A 22,892-nucleotide genomic window follows, 5' to 3' on the forward strand; every position below is an offset into this window, starting at 1 on the left:
GTCTATTGCCCCGGCAACGAAATACTGCCTTCTGGAACGGTGGCGTTTGCCAACAACACCAGTTGATCGGCCTCGGCTTCCGTTGGTTGCTCTGCCTTAATTGCTGTTTCGAGCGTCGCGTAGTTCTGGTTGGACGGGATACGCCGAAACTCAGTTAGCGCCGCGAATGTCAGTGGATTTTCAATCTTGGCAATGGATTTAATAGTGTCAGCTCTTGAGGCAACGGTATCCAATTTTCTCATGTCTACCTTATAAGTATCAAGCTGCTTAAAAAGCTCGTCACTTTTAAGCACCCCTTGAAAGTCGTTCGACGAAAAGAGTTTTCTTAACGTGTCTTCTTCTTTTCCGCATGCGCCGGTGACGACGCTATAAGCGCTAACAGCCATATATTTGCTTAGCCGCTCCAAATACCCGACGCCATCAGCCTCCATCGCTTCACGAAACATTTTGTGAACATCTGATGCGCGTTCGGTTTTGGTGTCGCAAAATCGGTCGTGGATAACAGAGGCGCGTCTGTAGTTTCCAACAAACGGTGAGCCAGCGAATGACCATAGTGGCGCCGGAATAGATGCTCCATCAATATTTGTGCCTTTGGGAACGCTCCATATCTTTCCGGCTTTGTCGGTAAAAGAAGCGTCTGAGAGTAGCATCATAATGCGGTGCTGATTTTGAGGATCTGTTGTCCACCGAAATTCAAAAGAGCCCTGAAACGATTGAGAGAGCGCTTGAAGAGTAGAAATGAAAGTTAAAATGCCGACGACGAGAACAACTTTTCTGACCATGGTGGCATGACCTCAAATCATCAAACCCAAATTTTATCATATTCTAATTGAAGGCGCAGACCAGCGTCTCGCGGGCACAATCGGTCTTTTCCTTGGGCAGTCCATTGTCGACTTTCGGATGCAGTTTTTCGGCGTTTTTATCTGCCCCTTTCTTTTCGAAACCAGGTCGCGGACCGGTCGATCAGCGGCTTGTGGTTCTCGTCAGTAAACCACCACGCTCCTGATGCTCTTGCCCTCATGCATCAGGTCAAAACCCTTGTTGATGTCCTCCAGCTTCAGCGTGTGGGTGATCATCGGGTCGATCTCGATCTTGCCGTCCATGTACCAGTCGACGATCTTCGGCACGTCGGTGCGGCCGCGCGCGCCGCCAAAGGCGGTGCCCATCCAGGTGCGGCCGGTGACGAGCTGGAACGGCCGCGTCGAGATCTCCTGGCCGGCGCCGGCAACGCCAATGACGACCGACTTGCCCCAGCCGCGGTGCGATGCCTCAAGCGCCTGCCGCATCACCTTGGTGCTGCCCGTGCAGTCGAACGTATAGTCGGCACCGCCGATCTGGTCGGCACCGCGCTTGGTCATGTTGACGAGGTAGGGCACGATATCGCCATCGATCTCCTTCGGATTGACGAAATGCGTCATGCCGAATTTCTCGCCCCATTCCTTCTTGTCGTTGTTCAGGTCGACGCCGATGATCATGTCGGCACCAGCGAGACGTAGTCCCTGGATGACGTTGAGGCCGATGCCGCCGAGGCCGAAGACGGCGGCCGTGGCGCCGATCTCGACCTTGGCCGTGTGGATCACCGCGCCGATGCCAGTGGTGACGCCGCAGCCGATGTAGCAGATCTTGTCGAAGGGGGCGTCGGGATTGACCTTGGCCACCGCGATCTCGGGCAGCACGGTGAAGTTGGAGAAGGTCGAGCAGCCCATATAGTGGAAGATCTTGTCCTTGCCGATCGAGAAGCGCGACGAGCCGTCAGGCATCAGGCCTTGCCCCTGCGTGGCGCGGATCGCGGTGCACAGATTGGTCTTTCTGGATAGGCAGGACGGGCATTGCCGGCATTCCGGCGTGTAGAGCGGGATGACGTGGTCGCCCTTCTTGACCGAGGTGACGCCTTTGCCGACATCGACGACGATTCCTGCACCCTCATGGCCGAGGATCGCCGGAAAAATGCCTTCGGGATCGGCGCCCGACAGCGTGAACTCGTCGGTGTGGCAGATGCCGGTCGCCTTGATCTCGACCAGCACCTCGCCCGCGCGCGGGCCGTCGAGGTCGACCTCCAGGATCTCCAGCGGCTTTCCGGCGGCGACAGCGACAGCGGCACGGGTTTTCATCGGGAATCTCCTCTCAGGGCAAATCTGCAATCGTGGCCGAGCATTAGCGTATCTGCAGGTTCTGGACTATGGGACGAATTGACAGTTCATAGCCGGGTTTGGTCGTCACTAGGCGACTTGCGCCCGGGATATGCGCCAACTTGCCTTGATCAGCCGGGGCCTTGACCGGCTGGGCGAAGCCCATAAAAGAAAGGCAGCCGAGGGAACAAAACCCGCATGTTCACAAAAACCCTGGTCGCCAATCGTGGCGAGATCGCCTGCCGCGTCATTAAGACGGCGCGCAAGATGGGCATCGCAACCGTGGCGGTCTATTCGGACGCCGATCGCGACGCCGTGCATGTCGAGATGGCCGACGAAGCGGTGCATATCGGGCCTTCGCCGGCCTCGCAGAGCTATCTGGTGCCGGAGAAGATCATCGCCGCCTGCAAGGCGACGGGTGCTGAAGCCGTGCATCCCGGCTACGGATTTCTGTCCGAACGCGCATCGTTCTGTGAGGCGCTGGAGAAGGAGGGCATCGTCTTCATCGGCCCAAAACCCAGAGCGATCAGGGCGATGGGCGACAAGATCGAATCGAAGAAATTCGCCAACGCTGCAAACGTGTCGACCGTGCCCGGCTGGCTTGGCGTCATCGAGAATGCCGGCCATGCCGAGAAAATAGCCGGTGAGATCGGCTATCCCGTGATGATCAAGGCCTCGGCCGGCGGCGGCGGCAAGGGCATGCGCATCGCCTGGAGCAAGGCCGAGGTGCGCGACGGGTTCGACCGGGCGCGTTCGGAGGCCAAAAGCTCGTTTGGCGACGACCGCGTCTTCATCGAGAAGTTCGTGGTCGATCCGCGCCACATCGAGATCCAGGTGCTGGCCGACGCGCATGGCAATGCGCTTTATCTCGGCGAGCGCGAATGCTCGATCCAGCGCCGCAACCAGAAGATCGTCGAAGAGGCGCCTTCGCCTTTCCTCGACGCCAAGACCCGGAAAGCCATGGGCGAGCAGTCGGTGGCGCTGGCTAGGGCGGTCGACTACCAGAGCGCCGGCACGGTGGAGTTCATCGTCGACAGCGAAAAGAACTTCTATTTCCTTGAAATGAATACGCGATTGCAAGTCGAGCACCCGGTGACCGAGCTGGTCACCGGCATCGATCTGGTCGAGCAGATGATCCGCATAGCTGCCGGCGAAAAACTCGCTATCAAGCAAAGTGACGTCAAGCTGAACGGCTGGGCGGTGGAAAGCCGGCTCTATGCCGAGGACCCATATCGCAATTTCCTGCCGTCGATCGGCCGGCTGACGAGATACCGGCCGCCGGAAGAGGGACAGTTCGGCGAAATCGTCATCCGCAACGATACCGGCGTCACCGAAGGGTCGGAAATCTCGATGTTCTATGACCCGATGGTCGCCAAGCTGTGCACCTGGGCGCCGACGCGGCTCGCCGCGATCGACGCCATGTCGGAAGCGCTGGACAGCTTCGTCGTCGACGGCATCGAGCACAACATACCGTTCCTGGCAGCACTCATGCAGCATCCGCGCTGGCGGGAAGGGCTGATATCGACCGCCTTCATATCAGAGGAATATCCTGACGGGTTCGCGCCGATCGTGCCTGATAGCGAGGAGAAGGCCGTGCTCGCATCGATCGCCACCGCGGTCGAACTGCTGCGCCGCGACCGGCTCGATCGGCTGGGCGGGCGGCTGGCGCCGCATTCGGGTGCCCTGAAGCGCGACTGGGCGGTCAAGATCGGCGAGGATTACCTTTCGGCCTCTGTCCTCGAAGGCATGATTTCCATTCCAATGGAGCTCGATCTGTCGATCGACGGCGGCAAGGCGCTGACGGTGATGTCAGACTGGCGGCCGGGCGATCTCATCTGGCGCGGCACGGTCGGCGACCGAAGAATCGCCGCGCAGATCAGGCCGGTGCTGAACGGGTTTCGCATCGCCTGGAAAGGCATGTCGGTCGCCGCACGCGCCATGCTGCCGCGCACCGCCGAGCTCGAGAGGCTGATGCCGGAAAAAGTGGCGCCGGACACGTCGAAGATGCTGCTCTGCCCGATGCCCGGCCTCGTCGTGTCGATCGCGGTTGCCGAGGGGCAGGAGGTCAAGGCCGGCGAGACGCTGGCCGTGGTCGAGGCGATGAAGATGGAAAACGTGCTGCGCGCCGAGCGCGATCTCACCGTGTCGAAACTCAAGGCGAAGCCGGGCGACAGTCTCGCGGTCGATGCGGTGATCATGGAATTCGCGTGAGGCTGAAAATAAAAACCCGCCTCGGCGGCGGGTCGTTGGCGCAAATCAGCACCATGCATATATTCCTAGCATAAATGCCGTCACAAAGCAACGATCGCGAACTTGCAAGGCTCGATTGGCAACTGCTGGACTCGCATCGTCCGGTGCCGGACAATGCAATTTCATCGACTGAGTCCTTTCAAGCGGCGCTAAAAAACCATGGCGAATGAGACACTTCCACGCGACCCTTTGCGGCGCGAGGCTTTTATGAAGGCGTCGCGGCCGGAAATGCCGGCGCGGCCGTTCATCCATCTGCGCGTGCATTCGGCCTATTCGCTGCTCGAAGGTGCTTTGCAGCTTGGCACGGTCGTCGCCCATGCGGTCAAGGATGAAGCTCCGGCCATCGCCGTCACCGACACCAACAATCTGTTCGGCGCGCTCGAATTCGCGCAGAAAGCGGTGAAGGAGGGCATCCAGCCGATCATCGGCTGCCAGACCACTCTCGCCTTTTCCGGCGAAGCCAGCGACAGCCAGCGCGACCGCAGGCGGCAAGGCCCGGAGATGCGGCCGGTGGTTTTGATCGCGGCGACCGAGGCCGGCTACAGCAATCTGGTCAGGCTGGTCAGCCGGGTCTATCTCGAAACGCCGCCCGGCGAGGCGGTGCATCTGACGACCGAAATGCTGCAAGGCCATTGCGACGGCCTGATCTGTCTCAGCGGCGGGCCGCGCGGTCCGATCGGCAACGCCTTGAAAGAGGACCGCCGCGATCTCGCCGAGACACGGCTTTTGGCGCTCAAGGCGCTGTTCGGCGACCGGCTCTATGTCGAGCTGGAACGGGTTTCCGGCTATGACCGGGCGATCGAGCAATCGTCCGTCGATCTCGCCTATATCAATGACCTGCCGCTGGTCGCCACCAACGAGGCGTTTTTCTCCTCGCGCGACGACTATGAGGCGCATGACGCGCTGATCGCCATCGCCGAAGGCTCGGTCGTCGCCGTCGACAATCGCCGCCGCCTGTCGCCCGACAATTTTCTGAGAAGCCAGGCTGACATGGCGAGGCTGTTCGCCGATCTGCCCGAAGCGATCGACAACACCGTCGAGATCGCGCTGCGCTGCTCTTATTATCCCAAGACCCGCAACCCGATCCTGCCGCGCTTTGCCGGCGGCGATGTCGCCGACGCCGATGCGGCGGTGAAGGCGGAGGCGCAGGAGCTTGCCAGACAGGCGCATGAAGGGCTGGAGGCGCGGATCGCCGCGCACGGACTGGCGCCTGGCTACACGGTCGAACAATATCGCGAACGGTTGGAATTCGAGCTCGGCATCATTGAGAAGATGAAGTTCCCCGGCTATTTCCTGATCGTTGCCGACTTCATCAAATGGGCGAAGGCACAAGGCATTCCGGTCGGGCCGGGCCGCGGTTCGGGCGCCGGCTCGCTGGTCGCGTATTCGACGACCATCACCGACATCGATCCGCTGCGTTTCTCGCTGCTGTTCGAGCGCTTCCTCAACCCCGACCGCGTGTCGATGCCCGACTTCGACATCGACTTCTGCCAGGACCGGCGCGAGGAGGTCATCCGCTACGTCCAGCAGAAATACGGCCGCGACCAGGTCGGCCAGATCATCACCTTCGGCACGCTGCAGGCCCGCGCGGTGCTGCGCGATGTCGGCCGCGTGCTGCAGATGCCCTATGGCCAGGTCGACAAGCTCTCCAAGATGGTGCCGTCGAACCCGGCCAATCCAGTCAAGCTCGCCGACGCCATCGCCAACGAGCCGCGCTTTGCCGAAGAGGCAGAGCGCGAGCCGATCGTGCAGACGCTGCTCGACATGGCGCAGAAGCTGGAAGGGCTCTACCGCCACGCCTCGACGCACGCCGCCGGCATCGTCATCGGCGACCGGCCGCTGTGGGAGCTGGTGCCGATGTACCGCGACCCGCGCTCCGACATGCCGGTCACCCAGTTCAACATGAAGTATGTCGAGCAGGCCGGGCTGGTGAAGTTCGACTTCCTCGGCCTGAAGACGCTGACGGTGCTGGAGACCGCGGTCAAGCTGATCCGCCGCCGCGGCATCGAGATCGATCTCGCCCACATTCCGCTCGACGACCCCGACACCTACGCCATGCTGTCGCGCGGCGAAGTGGTCGGCGTGTTCCAGGTGGAAAGTGCCGGCATGCGCAAGGCGCTGATCGGCATGCGCCCCGACTGTATCGAGGACATCATCGCGCTGGTCGCGCTTTACCGGCCGGGGCCGATGGAGAACATCCCGACCTACAACGCCAGAAAGCATGGCGAGGAGGAGATGGCGTCGATCCACCCGAAGATCGACCATCTGGTGAAGGAGACGCAAGGCGTCATCGTCTACCAGGAACAGGTTATGCAGATCGCGCAGGAGCTCTCCGGCTATTCGCTGGGCGAAGCCGATTTGTTGCGCCGCGCCATGGGCAAGAAGATCCGCGCCGAGATGGACAAGCAGCGCGAGCGCTTCGTCTCGGGCGCGGTCGAGCGCGGCGTCGGCAAGCCGCAAGCCGACTTTATTTTCGACCTGCTGGCAAAGTTCGCCGACTACGGTTTCAACAAATCGCATGCCGCCGCCTACGCGGTCGTCTCCTACCAGACGGCCTATCTGAAGGCGCACTACCCGGTCGAGTTCCTGGCCGCGTCGATGACGCTGGATATGGGCAACACCGACAAGCTCGCCGATTTCCGCCAGGATGCGCTGCGCCTCGGCATCGATGTCGTGGCGCCTTCGGTGATGACGAGCTTCCGCGCCTTCGAAGTCGGCGAGAACCGGATCTTCTATTCGCTGGCCGCGCTCAAGGGCGTCGGCGACGCGGCGGTCGAGCATATCGTCGCCATGCGCGGCGAAAAACCGTTCAAAAACCTCGCCGATTTCTGCGAAAGGGTCGATCCGAAGATCGTCGGCAAGCGCGTCTTTGAAAGCCTGATCATGGCTGGCGCGCTCGACTGTTTCGGCCACGACCGCGCCGCGATGATGGCGGGCGTCGAGCGGATGATGGGGCTGGCGTCGCTGGCGCAGCAGAATGCAATGTCGGGCCAGCACGACATTTTCGGCGCCTCGCTCGGCGCGCAGTGGCAGGCCCTCAACCTGCCGGCGACCGACCCATGGCTTGCCGCCGACCGCCTGCACCGTGAATTTCAGGTGGTCGGCTTCTATCTCTCCGCCCATCCGCTGGATGAATACAAGGCGGCGCTGCAGAAGATGCGGGTGCAGACCTGGGCCGAATTCTCGGCCGCCGTCAAACGCGGTGCTGCCGCCGGGCGGCTTGCCGGAACCGTCACCACCAAACAAGAGCGCAAGACGCGCACCGGCAACAAGATGGGCGTCGTGCAGTTTTCCGACACGTCGGGCCAGTATGAGGCGGTGCTGTTTTCCGAGGGGCTGGCGCAGTATCGAGACCTGCTCGAGCCCGGCCGTTCGGTGGTGATCACCGTTTCGGCCGAGGACAGGCCCGAAGGCGTCAATCTGCGCATCCAGACCGTGCAGTCGCTGGAGGACGAGGCAAGCCGCATCCAGAAGGCCTTGCGCATCTTTGTCAGGAATGACCGACCGGCGTCGGCGATTCAATCGCAGCTTACCCAGCGCGGCGACAGTCAGGTGAGCATTATCGTTATCAAGGACGAGGCGCAGGGCGAGGTCGAGATCGAGCTGCCCAACCGTTACCGTGTCTCGCCGCAGATAGCGTCGGCGATGCGCGCGGTGCCGGGCGTGGTGGAAGTGGAACTGGTGTGACCTAACGGGATTAGCACGGTTCCGTCTGTTTCGACCGTATGCCGTCAGTCAGCGCCGGCATGCCCAGCGCCGTCATTGCCCGGTGATAACGCCGCTGGTATTGTGAGCTCGGCGGCCTGGGTCTTTCGGCGGCCGGGGGAGTGCGTCATGGACGAGCGGACAGCCGCTGCCGAACTCCAGAAGATGGTGAATGGGTTCCAGGTATCTCAGGCGATATGCGTCGCCGCCACGCTGGGCATCGCAGACCACCTTAAGGACGGAAAACGCACCAGCGGCGAACTTGCCGCGTTGACCGATGCCCATCCGCAGGCGCTCTGCCGGCTGTTGCGCGCCCTTGCGTCGGTCGGCGTGTTCCATGAAGCGGAAGACCGGCTCTTCTCACTGACCCCGGTTGGCAGCGCGTTGCGATCCGATGTTCAGCATTCGGTCGCGCCGTGGGCTATCCTGGCCGGACGGCCCTATTTCCGTCAGGCATGGAGCGATCTGCTGCACAGTGTCAGCACCGGCGAAAACGCCTTTCGCCATGCTCATGGCAAGGGCGTTTGGGAATATCGGGCGGAGCATCCGGAAGAGTCCGTCATCTTCGACCGGGCGATGACGGCCATGTCGCGTGGCGTCGCCGCCGCGGTGATCGCGGCCTATGACTTCCGGCCGTTCTCTGTCGTCATGGATGTCGCGGGCGGGCAGGGCGCGCTGCTTGCCGAAATCGTCTGCCGCAATCCCGGCCAGCGCGGCATTCTTTTCGATCAGCCGCAGGTCGTGGCAAAGGCCGGCCCGGTCTTTGACGCCGCGGGCGTGGCCGATCGTTGCGATATCGTTGCCGGCGATTTCTTCGTCTCGGTGCCCGAGGGCGCCGATGCGATTGTGCTTAAATGGATCTTGCATGACTGGGACGACGACACAAACATCCGCATCCTGAAAACCTGCCGCCGGGCAATGCGCCCAGAAGGCAAACTGCTGGTGCTCGAGAGCATTCTGGCGCCGCCCAACGAAGGCGCCGGCGCAAAATTCGGCGATCTGAACATGCTGGTCATGCCGGGCGGGCAGGAGCGCACGGCGGAAGAATTCAGGGTGCTGCTTGCAGCGTCGGATTTCCGGGTCGCGAATATTGTTGAAGCCGGACCTCGCATCAGCATCATCGAGGCGGAACCGGTCTGAATTGCTTTCCGGGTCTGAAACTCTCCGGATGTTCTCAACCCACGGCGGCTTATCCCTGCTCTGCCCACTGGACGGCTGTTGCAGCGAACGTTATCGCAGTTGCCATGAAGGCGGCAGACAAGGACGGAGCGCGGGAGTTATCAGCCTTGGCGCGGCTGCGCGATACGTTGCGCAAGCTTTATCACGGGCGCACACCTGCGGCTTTCCGGTTTCAACTGGCGGCGATCATCATCGACCTTGCCATCATCGCCTTCTTCATCGCCACACCGGTGATCCAGGAGTCGTCCTCGTTCCTCTGGCTTGATTATTCTGTCGCAGCACTTGTCGCCGCCGACATGATTGCCAGGCTGCTAGCCTCCAATGACATGCTGCGCCTGCTGAAACAGCCGGCGTCGTGGATCGACGCCTTCATCCTGCTGACGTTGCTGATGCCTTCGGCGCTGGCCAATCTGGGTTTCCTGCGCATCCTGCGGTTGTGGTCGCTGTCGCGCAGCGGCGCGCTGTGGCGGTATTTCGAGATGCGCGGCCTCAAAAAATGGCGCGAGGCAAGCCACGCGGTCATCAATCTCCTGACATTCCTGTTTGTCGTCACCGGCTTCGTCTACACCTTCTTCTTCCGCACCGGGGCCGGTCTCGAAGGCTATGTCGACGCGCTTTATTTCACCGTCGCGACGGTGACAACGACCGGTTTCGGCGACATCGTGCTGCCGGGGATAGCCGGCAAGCTCACCGCGATTGTCACCATGATCATCGGCATATCGCTGTTCGTCAGGCTGGCGCAGGCGCTCTTCCGCCCCGCCAAGGTCTTCTTCCCGTGCCCGCAATGCGGCCTTCAGCGGCACGAGCCCGACGCCGTCCACTGCAAGGCCTGCGGGCATCTTCTCAAGATACCCGACGACGGTATTTGAGCTCCGACGGAACTATGATGCCGCGATCTCAGCCGGTTTCGTCGCTTTCCGTTGCAGATTGAGCAGATTGCCCATCAGGATCAGCAAGGCGCCACCGGCGGTGAAAGCGTCGATCTGCTCGTGGTAAAGCAGCCAGCCGATCAGCGCCGACAGCGGCACGCGCAAAAAGTCCATCGGCGAGATGACGGTCGCGTCGGCATAGGCGAGCGCGCGGGCCATGCAGAAATGCGACGACATGCCGGTGAAGGCGATCAGCAGGATCCACGGCCACAGTTCGAGCGGCGGATTGCGCCATTCGTAGAGCGCCGGGACAAGGCCGAGCACCGACTGGATAAGCAGCATCCAGAAGATGATGCGCACGACGCTGTCCGTCCGCGTCAGCGACTTGACCAGAACCACGGATATGCCGAAGCAGACGGCGGCGCCCAGCACGACGACATGTCCCGGATCGACGGAGCCCGCTCCCGGACGCACGATGATCATCGCGCCGATCAGCCCCAGCATGATCGCCGCAACCTTGGGCCGGCTTAGCCTTTCACCGAGGAAGCCGACCGCCAGGATGGCCGTCCAGATCGGCGTCGTGAATTCGATGGAGATCAGCACGGCCAGCGGGATCAGCGTCAAGGCGTAAAGCCACGCCGCCTGGCCGATAAAATGGACGACGTTGCGGACGATATTGGCCAAGGGCCGTTTGGTGCGCATTGCCGCAAAACCGCCTGATATCATCACCAGCGGCAGGAGGATGAAAAAGCCGATGACCGAGCGCAGCTCCAACACCTGGAAGACGTTGAGTTCGGCCGTCGTGGCACGGCCGGCGACCGACATCGCCAGAAACGATGCGATCGACAGCGCCATCCAGAATGCGGCCTTGGGTATCGATGGTGAGGGTGCCATGCGCGCTATGTCGCAAGCCGGGACGTTCACTGCAACCGCTAGTCGACGCATTCGGCTGGGCCAGAAGCGACGTGTTGCAAAACAGTCATGTTGAAGGCGGAACCTGCCGAAGTGGCGGGCGTTGATTCGTAGTGTTTACCTGCCTAGCAGGGAGTGCCTTGTTTCCGATCTCAACGAGGAGAGATCCGATGAAATCATTCGCACGATTTGCACTCGCCGGCTGCCTAGCGGCAGCGGCTGGCGCAGCTCACGCCGACGAAGCCGATTTCCTCCGCTCGTTCCAGGGGAATTTTGCCGGCAAGGGGACCGTCAAGGTAACCACCGATGCGCCGACGGTGAACGTCTCCTGCCGCTTCAATTCCGACGCGACATCGAGCTCATTGTCGCTGGACGGCACCTGCCGCGGTCTGGTCGTGGTGACGCGCGCCATCAGTGCCGATCTGAAGTCCAGCGGGACGAAGTACACCGGCACCTATGTCGGATCCCGCACCGGGCCGGCGCAGCTTAGCGGCAGGCGCTCGGGCAATGCGATCAATCTCGGCATCCGCTGGGCGAAGGAGGTCAACGGCGATCGCACGGCGCAAATGACGGTCGAGAAGAGCGGCGAGGACGGCATGCGGCTGACCGTTATCGACGTCGACCCAAAAACCGGTGAGCGCGTGATGACCAGCCGGATCGATTTGAGGCGCATCTGAAGGCCGCTCTATCTTCTTGTTTGAGCATGATCTTTTCCGAGCCGAAGGTTCGGCATCATGCTCAGTCCTCGATCGGCTCGGGCGGGTGAGCGCTGCGGCCCTTGCCGAAGGTATAGCCGGTCTCCACGGCCTTGCGGCCGAATTTGTCGCGCAGCGTGTCGATGGCGCCTTCGGCCATGGCGCGCTTGCGTGACTGGATATCGACGAGGTCGGGCGGATCGGCCTTTTCGTCATTCGAGAGGTCGCTGACGCCGATGCCAAGCAGCCGGTATCTTGTGCCATCCGTTTCCTTGCGCAGCAGCTCGAGCCCGGTCGAAAAATGCGGTCGGCCAGCCGTGTCGGGTCGCCGAGCTGGCGGTTGCGCGTGCGGGTCTTGAAATCCTGGGTCTTTAGCTTCAGCACGACGGTGCGCCCGGCAATGCCGGATTTTTTCAGCCGCCCCGAGACCTTTTCCGACAGCGCCCTCAGCACCGAAACCAATTCATCCAGCGACGCGATGTCTGTGTCGAAGGTGGTCTCCGCCGAGACGCTTTTCGCATCCTGGTCAGGATGGACGCGGCGATCGTCCTCGCCGCGCGAAAGGCGGTAGAGCCGGTCGCCCATCACGCCATAGCGGCGCATCAGGTCGCCGCGCTCCATGCGCTGCAACTGGCCGATCATGCGGATGCCGTCCCGTTCAAGCGTGGCGGCGAAGGCTTTCCCCACGCCCCAGATCAGCGTCACCGGCTGCTCGGCGAGAAAGCCGGCCGCCTCGGCCTCGCCGATCACCGAAAAGCCGCGCGGCTTGCGAAAATCCGACGCCACCTTGGCCAGGAACTTGCAGTAGGAAAGGCCTGATGAAACGGTGATGCCGATCTCCTTCTCCACACCAAGCGCGAAGCGTGCCAGCACCACCGCCGGCGGCAAGCCATGCAGGCGCTCGGTGCCGGCAAGGTCCAGAAACGCTTCGTCGATGGAGATCGGCTCGACCAGCGGCGTCAGCGCCTGCATCATGGCGCGCACCTCGCGGCCGACGCGTACATATTTTTCCATGTCCGGCGGGAGGACGACCGCTTCCGGGCAGGCTTCAAGCGCCTTGAACATCGGCATTGCCGAGCGCACCCCGTGGATGCGGGCGATGTAGCAAGCGGTGGAGACGACGCCGCGCTTGCCGCCGCCGATGATCAACGGCCGGTCCTTCAACGTCGGGTTGTCACGCTTTTCGACCGCCGCGTAAAACGCATCGCAATCGATATGGGCAAGATGCAGCCGGTAGAGCTCCGGATGGCGAGCAAGCCGCGGGCTGCCGCAGCGATCGCAACGCCGTGCCTCGCTGCGCTGGAAGGTCAGGCAGTCGCGGCAAAAACCGTGATCGGGATTGTTGACAGAAGCCGCCATCGCTGCGAACATAAAGAGAACAAATGCAATGGTACGTCAGGACGGACGCCACGACAAGGCGGTGGGCCGGGAGAGAGCTCATGAATACGACCATAGCGCCGCTGGTGCCCGAGCTTTGGGCGGATTTCGAAGATCTTTTCGGTAAGCAAGGCGCCTGTTACGGCTGCTGGTGCACACATTTCCGGCTGTCGCCGGCAGCTCGCCGCGCCAGCAACCGGGAGCGCAACAAGGACCACATCAAGGCGCGGATCGAGGCTGGGCCGCCACCTGGCCTGCTGGCGTTCGAGGATGGCAAGGCGGTTGGCTGGATGCAGATCGGCCCGCGCGCCGACGTGCCCGAATGGAACAATAAGGGCAGGGGGTCGGCGCCGGTCGATCCCGCCGATGCCGCGGATCCGGGCGTCTGGGCAATTTCGTGCTTCTTCATCCGCGTTAAAGCGCGCGGCAGGGGCGTCACCCATCGCCTGGTCGAAGGCGGCGTCGAGTTTGCCCGACAGAATGGGGCGCGACTGGTCGAGGCATGTCCGATCGATGTGTCGAAAGATTCGCGTTCGATCGGCCTGTTCGTCGGCTCGTCGCGGGTGTTTGAGAAAGCCGGCTTCGAGAGGCTGGTCGAGCGCAAGGCAGGCCGGCCACTGATGCGATTGGTGCTATAGTTGTGAGCTTTGCGCGCCGCTGTCGCGACGGTCGCTCGGCGGCGCCCGAATTATCGTGGCCTGCCTGCAATCAGACGGTTGACGTTCAGCAGGAATAAATCCGCCTGCGGCCCGTTCCTCCTCGGATTTTTCCATGGAGGCTATCGATGTTCCATTTTCCCCAGACCTCTCGCTCGATCCGGTTTCTCTGTCGGCCGGAAGACCATGGCGTCATCGCCCCGCCAGTGGCGGCCAAGACGGTCCTGCCGGACTGGTTCCGCAAATTGCCGGCGGTCGATTCGCAGCATGCGTCGGCCAACAACAACGGTCTGACCGTCAAGCGCTGCATGCCGTTTCTCGATGCGATGACAACCGGCTGGATCCTGCCGCTCGCGGCAACCGTCCGCCTTGAGATCAAGAATGGCGGCCGCACCGTCGATGCCGGCTGGGAGTTCGACAGGACTATGGTGAGCAATCATGGCGCCCATCAGGTCGCCGGCAACCCGAAGGAGCCGGGCCCGCCGTGCAAGTTTCACAACTACTGGTCGATACGTACCCCGCCGGGCTGGAGTTCCTTGTTCCTGCCGCCGCTCAACAGACCGGCTCAGCCTTTCGAATGCGTCGCCGGTATCGTCGATACCGACACTTATGCAGCCGACATCCATTTTCCATTCTTCGCGACTGCGCCTGATGGACTCTACGTCATTGAAAAGGGCACGCCGCTCGTCCAGGTCATACCGGTTCGCCGCGAAGGTGCGGCGCTCAAGGCGGAGATCCGGGCGGAGACCGGAGCCGAGGCGACGGAACGCGAAACGGTCTATCGCAACACGATTGCGAGCGAAGGCTGGTATCGCAAATGGGCCCGCGCGGCCCGCTAACTCTTTCCCGGAGAAGAATGCGAAACGGGGGCCGCTGGGCCCCCGTTTCTTTGTGGATCGATAGAGCGGCGGACTTTCAAGTCGAAGCGTACCGCCGCTCTATCTCTGGGCCCGATGCTCTAGCGGGACCGCCAGTGGCGCGGCCCGCGATCCGAACTATTCGAGCTCGAGTTGGAGGAGCTGTTCGACGATGAGTTCGAATTGGAGTTGCTCGACGAATTGGAGCTGGAATTCGACGAACTGTTGGACGATGAGTTCGAACTCGAATTGCTCGACGAATTGGAGCTCGAATTTGACGAACTGTTGCCCGCGACGATGAAGGCACCGTCGCTTTGGCTGGTCATTGCGGCCGGCGGACGCTCGGTTTCCAGGGGCGCCGCGGGATACTCCTTCGCCTGCGCCGCGGTGCTTGCGAGGGCTGCCATTCCTGCGACCAGTGTCGACTTGAGTTTCCAGTGTCTTGTCATGGTGGTTACTCCTTTTTCAGACTGGACCGGCAGTTGCGGTCCGGCGGAGTAACGGGCGATCGCCGGCTTTATTCCATTCAAGAGAAGCCGGCCGCCGCAGCTTTACTTCTGATCCTTCTGGCGGACCTCGGTCAGCGCTTTAACTTCCTCCTCGGCTGACATTGGCGCGCCCGCTTCGATCGCCGAAAGATAGGCGTCGAGGGCTTCGGCCGACGAGGCCGGGGCATAGCCTCCGGCGTCGCCCGGCGCCACGACCGCGAAGCTGACGCGCCATTCGTCGCCGGAACGGCAGGCGACCGACATCACCGTGGAGCGGTCCTGCGAGTCGACCTCGAATTCGCGACACAAATCCTGCGAATTGTTGCGGAAGGTGGCGATAGCCCGGAACCGATCGCTGATCCCGGCGAGCTTGATTTCCTTCCCGGATTCGACCGTTTCAAGGGCTTGGCCGAGGGCTGGCCTGATGACGCCGGCAACCCACAGCCCGCCCTGTGCGCGTTCGTTGGTGCCTGCAGCCCAATACCCGGCGAGCGCGCCGACGACGGCCGCGAGAGAGGCGGCAATCGGCAGCAGCCATTGGGATCTGGATGGAGGTCCCGCCATACGCCCGCCGCCGAATGGCAATACCGATGCCGCCTTCTCGCTGGCACGCTTGGCCTCGACCATTTGCTCGACGGCCGCGACAAGCTTTTCGGGAACCGGCTCATCGAGCAGCGGCTTCAGCGCGGCCTGCGCCTGCGCTCTGGTTTCGATGAACATAGCGACCCTGGTAACCAGACGGTCGTCGATCTCCATCGCCTGCTCGATCCTGGCGACAGTCTCCGGATCAAGCTCACCATCGGCGAACCGCATCAGGATCTCGTCCGAAAAAGTCTCTTCGGTCATTTCGTAGCCCCTTTTGTGACCGCAGAACGGGTGGGCGCCGTGGATATTCCAGTAGCCTCCGCCAGATTCTTCCTCGCCCGGGCCAGCCGGCTCATCACCGTCCCGATCGGCACGGCAAGGATTTCGGCGGCTTCCTTGTAGGAAAGCTCTTCGACGCAGACCAGAAGCAGCACGTCGCGCTGGTCGCCGGGGAGCTCGCCGATGGCTTGCGCGACGCCGCTCAGCGCCAGCCGCGCCTCCATCTCGCGCTCACCGGAAACGCCGGCGATGTCATGGCGCTCGTCGATATCGTCCTGCGGGCCGGCGACCTTGCGCTTGCGGATGTCATCGATCCACAGATTTCGGAGAATCTTGAACATCCACGCGTCGAAGCGCGTCCCTTGTTCGAAACGCTGCTCGTTGGCGAGCGCCCGTTCGCAGGCTCGCTGAACCAGATCGTCCGCCATATCGCGGGACCGGCAGAGCGCAATCGCGAAGCGGCGCAGATTCGGGAGAAAAGCGACTAGCTGATCTTGGACGCGGTCGGTTTTTTCCGGCATGTTGCTCCAAGTTCTGGAATAAAGCGGCCCCGCGCCCGTTCCTCGCAACGCTAGCTTATTGCCGGATAGGTCCGCTAGCCTCGCGATGTTGAAAATCGGCAACGGCCGGAAGGGAAACTATGGACGCCACCTCATGGCTGAGACCAAAGGCCCTGCTGCCGTTCTGGGTAGCTGTCGCGTTGCTGGTCGATCCCCAAGCGCCGAGCGGCCAGATGGCGCCCGCAGAGTTCGGACCAAGATCGGCGTTCGCCGATGATGATGGTGGTGGTGATGACGGTGGCGGCGACGATGGTGGCGGTGGTGATGACGGCGGTCGATCCGGCCCGTCGTCTGGTGGGTCGGGAACGGCTCCCCGGCGGTCGACCGGACCTAATCTGTTTCTCTCGCTGACGGATCGGTTTCTTCCGCGGCCGCCAAGACGAGGCGGCGGCAGGCGCGCGCAACGGCCGGCCGTCCCTTTGCCGTCCCGGGCGCCGGACCAGATCGTCGCGACCGGGCTGAGTTCGGCTGAGATCGGTCGGCTTCAGGCAACGGGCTTCACCGTCCTGGACCGCGCCGACATCCAGCTTCTGGGAACGGAGCTGGTCCGGCTGCGCATACCACCCAATACGCCGCTGGAGGCTGCACGCGAGCTTGTCATCGACGCCGGTCCGCAGTCGACAGCAGATTTCGTGCATTACTACCGGCCCGGACAAGAAGCCGAATGTGCCGGACCCCACTGCGCCGCCGCGGGCCTGATCGGCTGGCCGGCCGATATAGGCCTTCCCGCCGGCTGCGGTGGCAATGTCACGATCGGCCTCATCGACACGGCGATCAATCCTGCGCATGCCGCCTTCGCGAAAGGCCGGGTCGAAGTTCTTCGCCTGTCGGACGACGGCTTTCCCGAGTCCGGCCGCCAGCACGGCACCGCCGTCGCGGCCCTGCTCGTCGGCGGCGTCGACAGCCGTGCCCCGGGCCTCCTGCCGCACGCTAGGCTGATCGCGGTCGATGCGTTTCACCGGGGCGATCGCCAGGATGACCGCTCGGACGTCTATGATCTTCTTCGCGCGCTCGATCTTCTTTCCGTGCGCGGCGTGCAGGTGACGAATATGAGCCTGTCGGGTCCTGCGAATGCGCTTCTAGAGCAGTTTGTCCGAAGGCTTGCCGACCGCGGCATGGTGATCGTCGCCGCCGCCGGCAATGGCGGCCCAAAGGCCGGACCTTCCTTTCCAGCGGCCTACGCGGATGTGATCGCGGTGACGGCGGTGGACCGCATGAAACGTCCCTACAGGCGTGCCGGGCGCGGCGAGCATATCGATCTGGCCGCTCCCGGTGTCGAAGTGTGGACGGCCGCTTCGGTCAGCGGCGCCCGGCCAAAGACCGGCACCTCCTTCGCGGCGCCGTTTGTTACCGCCGCAGCGGCGTTGATGAAATCGGCAAACAGCAACGCCACCGCAGCCGACATTCACGACGCACTCGGCAAGTCGGCGGAAGATCTCGGTGCGCCGGGCAAGGACGCCGTCTTCGGCTGGGGCCTGCTCAATGCCCGGGCCGCTTGCGTCGTCACACCGAAGAAGGCGACGTGAAGCTCCTCAATCCAACGCCTGGGAGGGATTGCGCCTCGCCCGTTTCGGCTTACGGTTGCGGTTGGAGTTTTCTACTACAAGAATAGCAACGGAGATTCTGCGTGACCCGTGTTCTGCCGGCCGTCTTCGTTCTCGCGCTTAGCGCGCCCGCTTTCGCCCAGGCCGTCAATGGCGAGGGTGCGAAGCAGCTTTCCGAAAATCTGTCGCGCTACGTCGGTAGCCAGGCGATCGACAAAGGCGTCCTGAAGGTCTCGGTGGAAGGTGATGCATACAAGATCGCCTTCGACTTCAAGGCGCTTGCCGGAATGCTGCCGAAGCAGGATTTGCTGAAGTTCGATTTTGCGCCCTATGTCCTGCTGGCCAAACCGCGCAGCGACGCGACATGGGATATCTCGGGGGATTTCACGACGAGAGCTTCCTTCGAGATCAACGGACCGCAGGGGCCACAGAGCACGCAGTTCTCGGTCGAAGGCGGCAAGTTTGCCGGGGTCTATGATCCCGAGCTGGCAACTTTCGCCAATGCTACGACATTGATGACCGGTATGACCATGATCTCACGGGATGCCGTGCAACACATGGAAATAAGGACCGGCGCGGGTACGGCCTCCATGAACGCAACCAAGGCCGCGAATGGCGGTGTCGATTTCACCATGACACAGACGATGGCCGGCTTTGTTGAAGCGATCGACGTTGACGACCCAAAAAGCGGGCTGAAATTCCCGCTTACGATCAAATCGCCAGAATTGTCGGTGAATGCGACCGGCAAAGGCTTGAGGACAAAGCCGTTTCTCGATCTGCTAGCATTTGCGGTCGCCAATGAAGACGAGGCCAAGCTGAAGGCCAACCAGGCGCAGCTCAAATCCCTTTTGCTCGCCGCGCTGCCGCTGTGGGAGCGGATCGACGGAAACTACGGGTTCAAGGATTTCACTGTCGAGAGCCCGGTGGGACATTTCGGTGCGACGGAGCTGGGCACTAGCTTCGGGTCCGACGGCATCGCCCAGAACGGAGCGATCAACTATTCGATCAAGGCGGCGGGATTGACGATCCCTCAGCATCTTGTCCCCGGCTGGAGCACAGCGCTGTTGCCCACCGACATCGATCTGAATTTCGGCGGCGCCAACATCGATCTCGACAGCATGGCGAAAAAGGCGATCGAAGCCTTTGATCTCAATCAGAATCCTCCGCTGGCGGCCGGCTTCGGCGAAACGCTGACCGCCGATTTCATGGCCAAAGCGCCGAAGATGGTCATCGGCCACAGCACGGTGAAGAACCGCGACGTGGAAATTGCACTGGAAGGCGAGATGACGTTCCCCGGCATGAAGCCCGAGGCAAATGTGACGATCGATATAGCCGGCTACGACAAGATCGTGGAAAGCCTGCAGGCGGCGGCGAAGTCGGAGCCGGAAGCCGCGCAGTATTTCCCGGTAGTGCTGGCGATCAAAGGGTTTGGCAAGACGCTGCCGGACGGCCGGTTGGAATGGATCATTAACACCAAGGCCGACGGTTCGGTGATGGTCAACGGCGCCATGCTGAAGCCGGCCGATCCGGTTGCGAATGATGAAGCAGAAGAAACGACGCCGTAGGCGCTTTCGTGAGCCCCGGCTAAGCGGTTCTGCCGGGGCGCTTGGAAACGCAGTCGTCGGCGGCCAGTTCCTCGATCTGGCGCGCTGTTTCGGGATCGTCGCTCATATGGAATGCTCATGATTGTCGTCGCCAAGCGGCAGCGCCCGCAACGCCTTGCCGACGGAAGCCGGCGGCGTGCCGGTTTCCTCCGCGAACCGCATGAGCGTCGGCTCGTGGGCGAGGATGAACTGCAGCACGCCGGCCAAAAATCCCGGCTCGCTGGCAGCCTGGCGGATGGAATGCGCCTCGATACCGGTGATCGCCAGGAAGCGGGGCAGAAGTTCCGGATCGGCGGCGACAAAGCCCAACGCCTTCACGGCGATGGTTTCCGCTTCCTCGCGCATTGACGCTGCGTTTGCCATCGCTACCTTCTTGCGCGGTGGAATGAGTCTCTTTTTGGCAGTAATCGCAAGCGTCGCCTGCGGCAAGCCATCTACCTCGGCAATGCGGTATTCTAGGCGAAATCCGAAGCTTTTCCGGCAGCCGGTTTCCGTTTCGTCAATTATATTGCCGTAGAGTCGAGCAGGGTTTGATGCGTGCCGGCGAGGGCGCATAGCGGTATCCTTCGAGTGGAAGGCAGGCCGGAACGGGAATTTGATGCCTAAGAAGGTCATGATCGTCGAGGACAATGAGCTCAACATGAAGCTCTTTCGGGACCTCATCGAAGCGAGCGGTTACGAGACGGTACGCACGCGCAACGGCCTGGAAGCGCTGGATCTGGCGCGACTGCACAAGCCGGACCTCATTTTGATGGATATCCAGCTGCCCGAAGTGTCGGGGCTGGAAGTGACCAAATGGCTGAAGGAGGACGACGACCTCCATGTCATACCGGTCATTGCCGTCACTGCATTCGCGATGAAGGGCGATGAGGAGCGCATCCGCCAGGGTGGCTGCGAAGCCTATATTTCCAAACCGATCTCGGTGCCGCGTTTCATCGAAACGATCAAATCCTACCTGGGCGACGCCTGATGCGCCTTTCCAGCCGAGCCGGAGCTTTGTGAGATGACTGCACGGATCCTCGTCGTCGACGACATCCCTGCCAATGTGAGGCTGCTCGAGGTCCGGCTGCTTGCCGAATATTTCGAGGTGCTGACCGCCACCAACGGGCTGGACGCGATCGAGACCTGCGAAAACGGCAAGGTCGATGTCGTTCTGCTCGACGTGATGATGCCCGATATGGACGGGTTCGAGGTCTGCCGGCGGCTGAAGAGCGATCCGGCGACGTCGCACATACCCGTCGTCATGATCACCGCGCTCGACCAGGTTTCGGACCGGGTGCGCGGCCTTGAGGCCGGCGCCGACGATTTTCTGACCAAGCCGGTCAATGATCTGCAATTGATGACGCGCGTCAAAAGCCTGGTCAGGCTGAAGACGTTGACCGACGAGCTGCGCCTGCGCGCCTCGACCACGCGCAATATCGGCATCGAGGAGCTGTTGAGCCGCAACTTCGCTTCCGCAGACACAACGCCGAAAGTTCTGCTGATCGACGAGCGCAAGTCCTCCTTCGAGCGCGTCCAGAAAATGCTGCGCGGCAGCGCTGACCTCGACATTGCCACCGATCCGCATGCCGGCTTCTTCCAGGCCGCCGAGACCCCCTATGAATGCGTGATGATCTCGACGGCCTTTGCCGATTTCGATCCGCTCAGGCTCTGCTCGCAACTGCGTTCGCTCGATCGCACCCGTTTCCTGCCGATCATCCTTCTGGCGCAGGAGGGTGAGGAAGAGCGCATCATCCGCGGCCTCGAACTCGGCATCAACGACTATCTGATGCGGCCGATCGACCAGCAGGAGCTGACGGCTCGGCTGCGCACGCAAGTGCGCCGCAAGCGCTACAACGACCAACTCCGCGCCAGCGTCACCCAAACCATTGAGATGGCGGTGACCGACGCCCTGACGGGATTGCACAATCGCCGTTACCTCGACAGCCATCTGCAGACGTTGTTCGACCGTGCCGTGGCGCGGCGGCGGCCGCTGTCGGTGATGATCACCGATCTCGACCGCTTCAAGACCATCAACGACGCGCACGGCCATGACGGCGGCGACGAGGTGCTGCGCGAATTCGCGCGGCGGCTGCGCAAGAATGTGCGCGGCATCGATCTCGCCTGCCGCTTCGGTGGCGAGGAATTCGTCGTGGTGATGCCGGACACGGACGGCGCGGTCGCCGAAAAGGTCGCAGAGCGCATTCGCGCCGAAATCGCCCAGATGCCGTTTGCCGTCGGTCTCGATGGCAAGACGATCGAGGTTACCGTCAGCGTCGGCGTGTCGTCGGTGCTGAAGGGCGTGGACTCGGTTGCCGGGCTGATGAAACGCGCCGACCTCGCGCTCTACGAAGCCAAGAGCGCCGGCCGTAATCGCGTCGTCGCCAAGGCGGCGTAGCGCCGATTATCCAGTCGGTGCGACAGGGTTACGAATTTACCTTAACGCAAGCGATTCGCAGCGCTTGGTTAAGAAATTGTTGATTTTCGTAAGCTGTTGCGCAAATGTGCAGACCAATGACGGAACCGGCGCGAGGGTAGTTGCCGGGTCGATCCGAAGAATACCCCATGATTCTCAGGTCCGCCGCATCTCCTGGGTCCGTGGGGTCGGCCGGCCGGCGCTGGCACATAGTGGCCTCCTCGTACCGCTGCCAAACGCCGACCGGCCCCCTCTTTCCGAAAAGACATCGAGACTCTGCGCTAAGCATCGGAAATATCGGACTTTTCGAAGCCTTGAAAACCAAAACGCCGCCCAGAGGGGCGGCGTTTTGGTTTTTGGAGCAGGAAACCAGATTACTTAATCTTGGTTTCCTTGAACTCGACATGCTTCTTGGCGACCGGATCGTATTTGCGGAACGACAGCTTGTCCGTCTTGGTGCGGCTGTTCTTGCTGGTCACGTAGAAGAAACCGGTGTCGGCGGTCGACAGAAGCTTGATCTTGATGTTTGCGGCTTTGGCCATGTTGTTCGTCCGTTATGTTCGTGGAGTTTTAGCCGCTGGAGCACGGGGAAACACCCGGACGCGGGAAACTTGGCGCGACACATAAAGAACGCGCCCGGAAAGTCAACCCCGCGAGAGCGCCTCTTCCTTCTCCCCTTGTGAGGGCTTTGCACGGGGAGCGAAGTGGAGTTCGGTGGTCAGTGGGGGCCTTTTTGAAGGCCGGCAGAGCGGTTTTCCGCGGCCCTTGCGAGGCCTTTGTCGGTTTAGGCAGCCATCCTGCCGGATTG

At 62.0% G+C, this 22,892-nt stretch carries 19 protein-coding genes and 1 pseudogene; 12 read left to right on the forward strand and 8 right to left on the reverse strand.

The window, feature by feature from the left end; all coding sequences use genetic code 11:
• Positions 1–2 precede the first annotated feature (2 nt).
• Both EOC93_RS14640 and EOC93_RS14650 read right to left on the reverse strand, forming a co-directional pair.
• On the reverse strand, positions 3–782 hold the full coding sequence (locus EOC93_RS14640; RefSeq protein ID WP_126106377.1) for a DUF1353 domain-containing protein: 780 nt from the start codon (positions 780–782) through the stop codon (positions 3–5).
• Positions 783–983: 201 nt separating this feature from the next.
• Complete coding sequence (locus EOC93_RS14650) at positions 984–2,111, reverse strand: S-(hydroxymethyl)glutathione dehydrogenase/class III alcohol dehydrogenase (RefSeq protein ID WP_127204963.1); 1,128 nt, start codon at positions 2,109–2,111, stop codon at positions 984–986.
• A 216-nt stretch (positions 2,112–2,327) separates the two neighbouring features.
• On the opposite strand from EOC93_RS14650, the gene EOC93_RS14655 reads away from it, so the two are divergent.
• The 4 genes from EOC93_RS14655 (at position 2,328) to EOC93_RS14670 (ending at position 10,132) form a co-directional block, all read left to right on the forward strand.
• Positions 2,328–4,340: an acetyl/propionyl/methylcrotonyl-CoA carboxylase subunit alpha gene (locus EOC93_RS14655; RefSeq protein ID WP_127204964.1), complete on the forward strand. Its 2,013-nt coding sequence runs from the start codon at positions 2,328–2,330 to the stop codon at positions 4,338–4,340.
• A 246-nt stretch (positions 4,341–4,586) separates the two neighbouring features.
• Positions 4,587–8,066, forward strand: a complete 3,480-nt coding sequence (dnaE, locus tag EOC93_RS14660; protein WP_206532240.1) for a DNA polymerase III subunit alpha — start codon at positions 4,587–4,589, stop codon at positions 8,064–8,066.
• A gap of 147 nt (positions 8,067–8,213) precedes the next feature.
• Positions 8,214–9,224 (forward strand): methyltransferase, encoded by a 1,011-nt coding sequence (locus EOC93_RS14665; RefSeq protein WP_127204966.1) that lies wholly within the window; start codon positions 8,214–8,216, stop codon positions 9,222–9,224.
• A gap of 104 nt (positions 9,225–9,328) precedes the next feature.
• Positions 9,329–10,132: a potassium channel family protein gene (locus tag EOC93_RS14670; RefSeq protein ID WP_095485381.1), complete on the forward strand. Its 804-nt coding sequence runs from the start codon at positions 9,329–9,331 to the stop codon at positions 10,130–10,132.
• A gap of 12 nt (positions 10,133–10,144) precedes the next feature.
• Here the strand turns inward: EOC93_RS14670 and EOC93_RS14675 are convergent, their stop codons facing one another.
• Positions 10,145–11,026, reverse strand: a complete 882-nt coding sequence (locus EOC93_RS14675) for a DMT family transporter (RefSeq protein WP_127204967.1) — start codon at positions 11,024–11,026, stop codon at positions 10,145–10,147.
• A 188-nt stretch (positions 11,027–11,214) separates the two neighbouring features.
• On the opposite strand from EOC93_RS14675, the gene EOC93_RS14680 reads away from it, so the two are divergent.
• Positions 11,215–11,721 carry a hypothetical protein gene (locus EOC93_RS14680; RefSeq protein WP_127204968.1) on the forward strand — a complete coding sequence of 169 codons (507 nt, stop codon included), beginning with the start codon at positions 11,215–11,217 and terminating at the stop codon, positions 11,719–11,721.
• A 61-nt stretch (positions 11,722–11,782) separates the two neighbouring features.
• Here EOC93_RS14680 and EOC93_RS14685 read toward each other — a convergent pair.
• Positions 11,783–13,110: pseudogene (locus EOC93_RS14685) on the reverse strand (DNA polymerase IV).
• Positions 13,111–13,178: 68 nt separating this feature from the next.
• Here EOC93_RS14685 and EOC93_RS14690 point away from each other — a divergent pair.
• The 3 genes from EOC93_RS14690 (at position 13,179) to EOC93_RS14700 (ending at position 15,130) form a co-directional block, all read left to right on the forward strand.
• Complete coding sequence (locus EOC93_RS14690; protein ID WP_095485377.1) at positions 13,179–13,754, forward strand: GNAT family N-acetyltransferase; 576 nt, start codon at positions 13,179–13,181, stop codon at positions 13,752–13,754.
• 146 nt (positions 13,755–13,900) lie between these two features.
• Complete coding sequence (locus tag EOC93_RS14695; protein ID WP_095485376.1) at positions 13,901–14,611, forward strand: DUF6065 family protein; 711 nt, start codon at positions 13,901–13,903, stop codon at positions 14,609–14,611.
• Between the two features lie 171 nt (positions 14,612–14,782).
• Positions 14,783–15,130, forward strand: coding sequence for a hypothetical protein (locus EOC93_RS14700; protein ID WP_164759138.1), 348 nt, complete (start codon positions 14,783–14,785; stop codon positions 15,128–15,130).
• Between the two features lie 50 nt (positions 15,131–15,180).
• Here EOC93_RS14700 and EOC93_RS14705 read toward each other — a convergent pair whose 3' ends face one another.
• Together EOC93_RS14705 and EOC93_RS14710 are read right to left on the reverse strand one after the other, a co-directional pair.
• Positions 15,181–15,963 (reverse strand): anti-sigma factor, encoded by a 783-nt coding sequence (locus EOC93_RS14705; RefSeq protein WP_095485374.1) that lies wholly within the window; start codon positions 15,961–15,963, stop codon positions 15,181–15,183.
• Entirely contained in the window at positions 15,960–16,502 is a 543-nt protein-coding gene (locus EOC93_RS14710; RefSeq protein ID WP_095485373.1) for an RNA polymerase sigma factor, read from the reverse strand. The genes EOC93_RS14705 and EOC93_RS14710 overlap by 4 nt, the downstream gene beginning before the upstream one ends.
• 119 nt (positions 16,503–16,621) lie before the next feature.
• Here EOC93_RS14710 and EOC93_RS14715 point away from each other — a divergent pair, with 119 nt between their 5' ends.
• Together EOC93_RS14715 and EOC93_RS14720 are read left to right on the forward strand one after the other, a co-directional pair.
• Positions 16,622–18,067, forward strand: a complete 1,446-nt coding sequence (locus EOC93_RS14715; protein ID WP_245329857.1) for a S8 family serine peptidase — start codon at positions 16,622–16,624, stop codon at positions 18,065–18,067.
• A gap of 101 nt (positions 18,068–18,168) precedes the next feature.
• Entirely contained in the window at positions 18,169–19,650 is a 1,482-nt protein-coding gene (locus EOC93_RS14720) for a hypothetical protein (protein WP_127204969.1), read from the forward strand.
• 102 nt (positions 19,651–19,752) lie between these two features.
• Here EOC93_RS14720 and EOC93_RS14725 read toward each other — a convergent pair whose 3' ends face one another.
• Complete coding sequence (locus EOC93_RS14725; RefSeq protein WP_095485583.1) at positions 19,753–20,052, reverse strand: DUF3572 domain-containing protein; 300 nt, start codon at positions 20,050–20,052, stop codon at positions 19,753–19,755.
• A 250-nt stretch (positions 20,053–20,302) separates the two neighbouring features.
• Here EOC93_RS14725 and EOC93_RS14730 point away from each other — a divergent pair, with 250 nt between their 5' ends.
• Positions 20,303–20,659 carry a response regulator gene (locus EOC93_RS14730; RefSeq protein WP_287247952.1) on the forward strand — a complete coding sequence of 119 codons (357 nt, stop codon included), beginning with the start codon at positions 20,303–20,305 and terminating at the stop codon, positions 20,657–20,659.
• A gap of 33 nt (positions 20,660–20,692) precedes the next feature.
• Positions 20,693–22,066, forward strand: a complete 1,374-nt coding sequence (locus tag EOC93_RS14735; protein WP_095485371.1) for a PleD family two-component system response regulator — start codon at positions 20,693–20,695, stop codon at positions 22,064–22,066.
• Positions 22,067–22,458: 392 nt separating this feature from the next.
• On the opposite strand, the gene rpmG is transcribed toward EOC93_RS14735, so the two are convergent.
• Positions 22,459–22,626, reverse strand: coding sequence for a 50S ribosomal protein L33 (gene rpmG, locus EOC93_RS14745; protein WP_006201775.1), 168 nt, complete (start codon positions 22,624–22,626; stop codon positions 22,459–22,461).
• Positions 22,627–22,892: the final 266 nt, after the last annotated feature.

The organism is Mesorhizobium sp. M6A.T.Ce.TU.002.03.1.1, assembly GCF_003997275.1.
GTDB classification, from domain to species: domain Bacteria; phylum Pseudomonadota; class Alphaproteobacteria; order Rhizobiales; family Rhizobiaceae; genus Mesorhizobium; species Mesorhizobium mediterraneum.

Excerpts from the sequence above, each read along its gene's own strand:
- EOC93_RS14670 (WP_095485381.1), top strand. The coding sequence starts at position 9,329 with ATGAAGGCGGCAGACAAGGACGGAGCGCGGGAGTTATCAGCCTTGGCG.
- EOC93_RS14695 (WP_095485376.1), top strand. The coding sequence starts at position 13,901 with ATGTTCCATTTTCCCCAGACCTCTCGCTCGATCCGGTTTCTCTGTCGG.
- EOC93_RS14705 (WP_095485374.1), bottom strand. The coding sequence starts at position 15,963 with ATGACCGAAGAGACTTTTTCGGACGAGATCCTGATGCGGTTCGCCGAT.
- EOC93_RS14650 (WP_127204963.1), bottom strand. The coding sequence starts at position 2,111 with ATGAAAACCCGTGCCGCTGTCGCTGTCGCCGCCGGAAAGCCGCTGGAG.
- EOC93_RS14715 (WP_245329857.1), top strand. The coding sequence starts at position 16,622 with ATGGACGCCACCTCATGGCTGAGACCAAAGGCCCTGCTGCCGTTCTGG.
- EOC93_RS14665 (WP_127204966.1), top strand. The coding sequence starts at position 8,214 with ATGGACGAGCGGACAGCCGCTGCCGAACTCCAGAAGATGGTGAATGGG.
- EOC93_RS14710 (WP_095485373.1), bottom strand. The coding sequence starts at position 16,502 with ATGCCGGAAAAAACCGACCGCGTCCAAGATCAGCTAGTCGCTTTTCTC.
- EOC93_RS14655 (WP_127204964.1), top strand. The coding sequence starts at position 2,328 with ATGTTCACAAAAACCCTGGTCGCCAATCGTGGCGAGATCGCCTGCCGC.
- EOC93_RS14680 (WP_127204968.1), top strand. The coding sequence starts at position 11,215 with ATGAAATCATTCGCACGATTTGCACTCGCCGGCTGCCTAGCGGCAGCG.
- EOC93_RS14675 (WP_127204967.1), bottom strand. The coding sequence starts at position 11,026 with ATGGCACCCTCACCATCGATACCCAAGGCCGCATTCTGGATGGCGCTG.
- EOC93_RS14690 (WP_095485377.1), top strand. The coding sequence starts at position 13,179 with ATGAATACGACCATAGCGCCGCTGGTGCCCGAGCTTTGGGCGGATTTC.
- dnaE (WP_206532240.1), top strand. The coding sequence starts at position 4,587 with ATGAAGGCGTCGCGGCCGGAAATGCCGGCGCGGCCGTTCATCCATCTG.
- EOC93_RS14725 (WP_095485583.1), bottom strand. The coding sequence starts at position 20,052 with ATGGCAAACGCAGCGTCAATGCGCGAGGAAGCGGAAACCATCGCCGTG.
- EOC93_RS14735 (WP_095485371.1), top strand. The coding sequence starts at position 20,693 with ATGACTGCACGGATCCTCGTCGTCGACGACATCCCTGCCAATGTGAGG.
- EOC93_RS14640 (WP_126106377.1), bottom strand. The coding sequence starts at position 782 with ATGGTCAGAAAAGTTGTTCTCGTCGTCGGCATTTTAACTTTCATTTCT.
- EOC93_RS14730 (WP_287247952.1), top strand. The coding sequence starts at position 20,303 with ATGATCGTCGAGGACAATGAGCTCAACATGAAGCTCTTTCGGGACCTC.
- rpmG (WP_006201775.1), bottom strand. The coding sequence starts at position 22,626 with ATGGCCAAAGCCGCAAACATCAAGATCAAGCTTCTGTCGACCGCCGAC.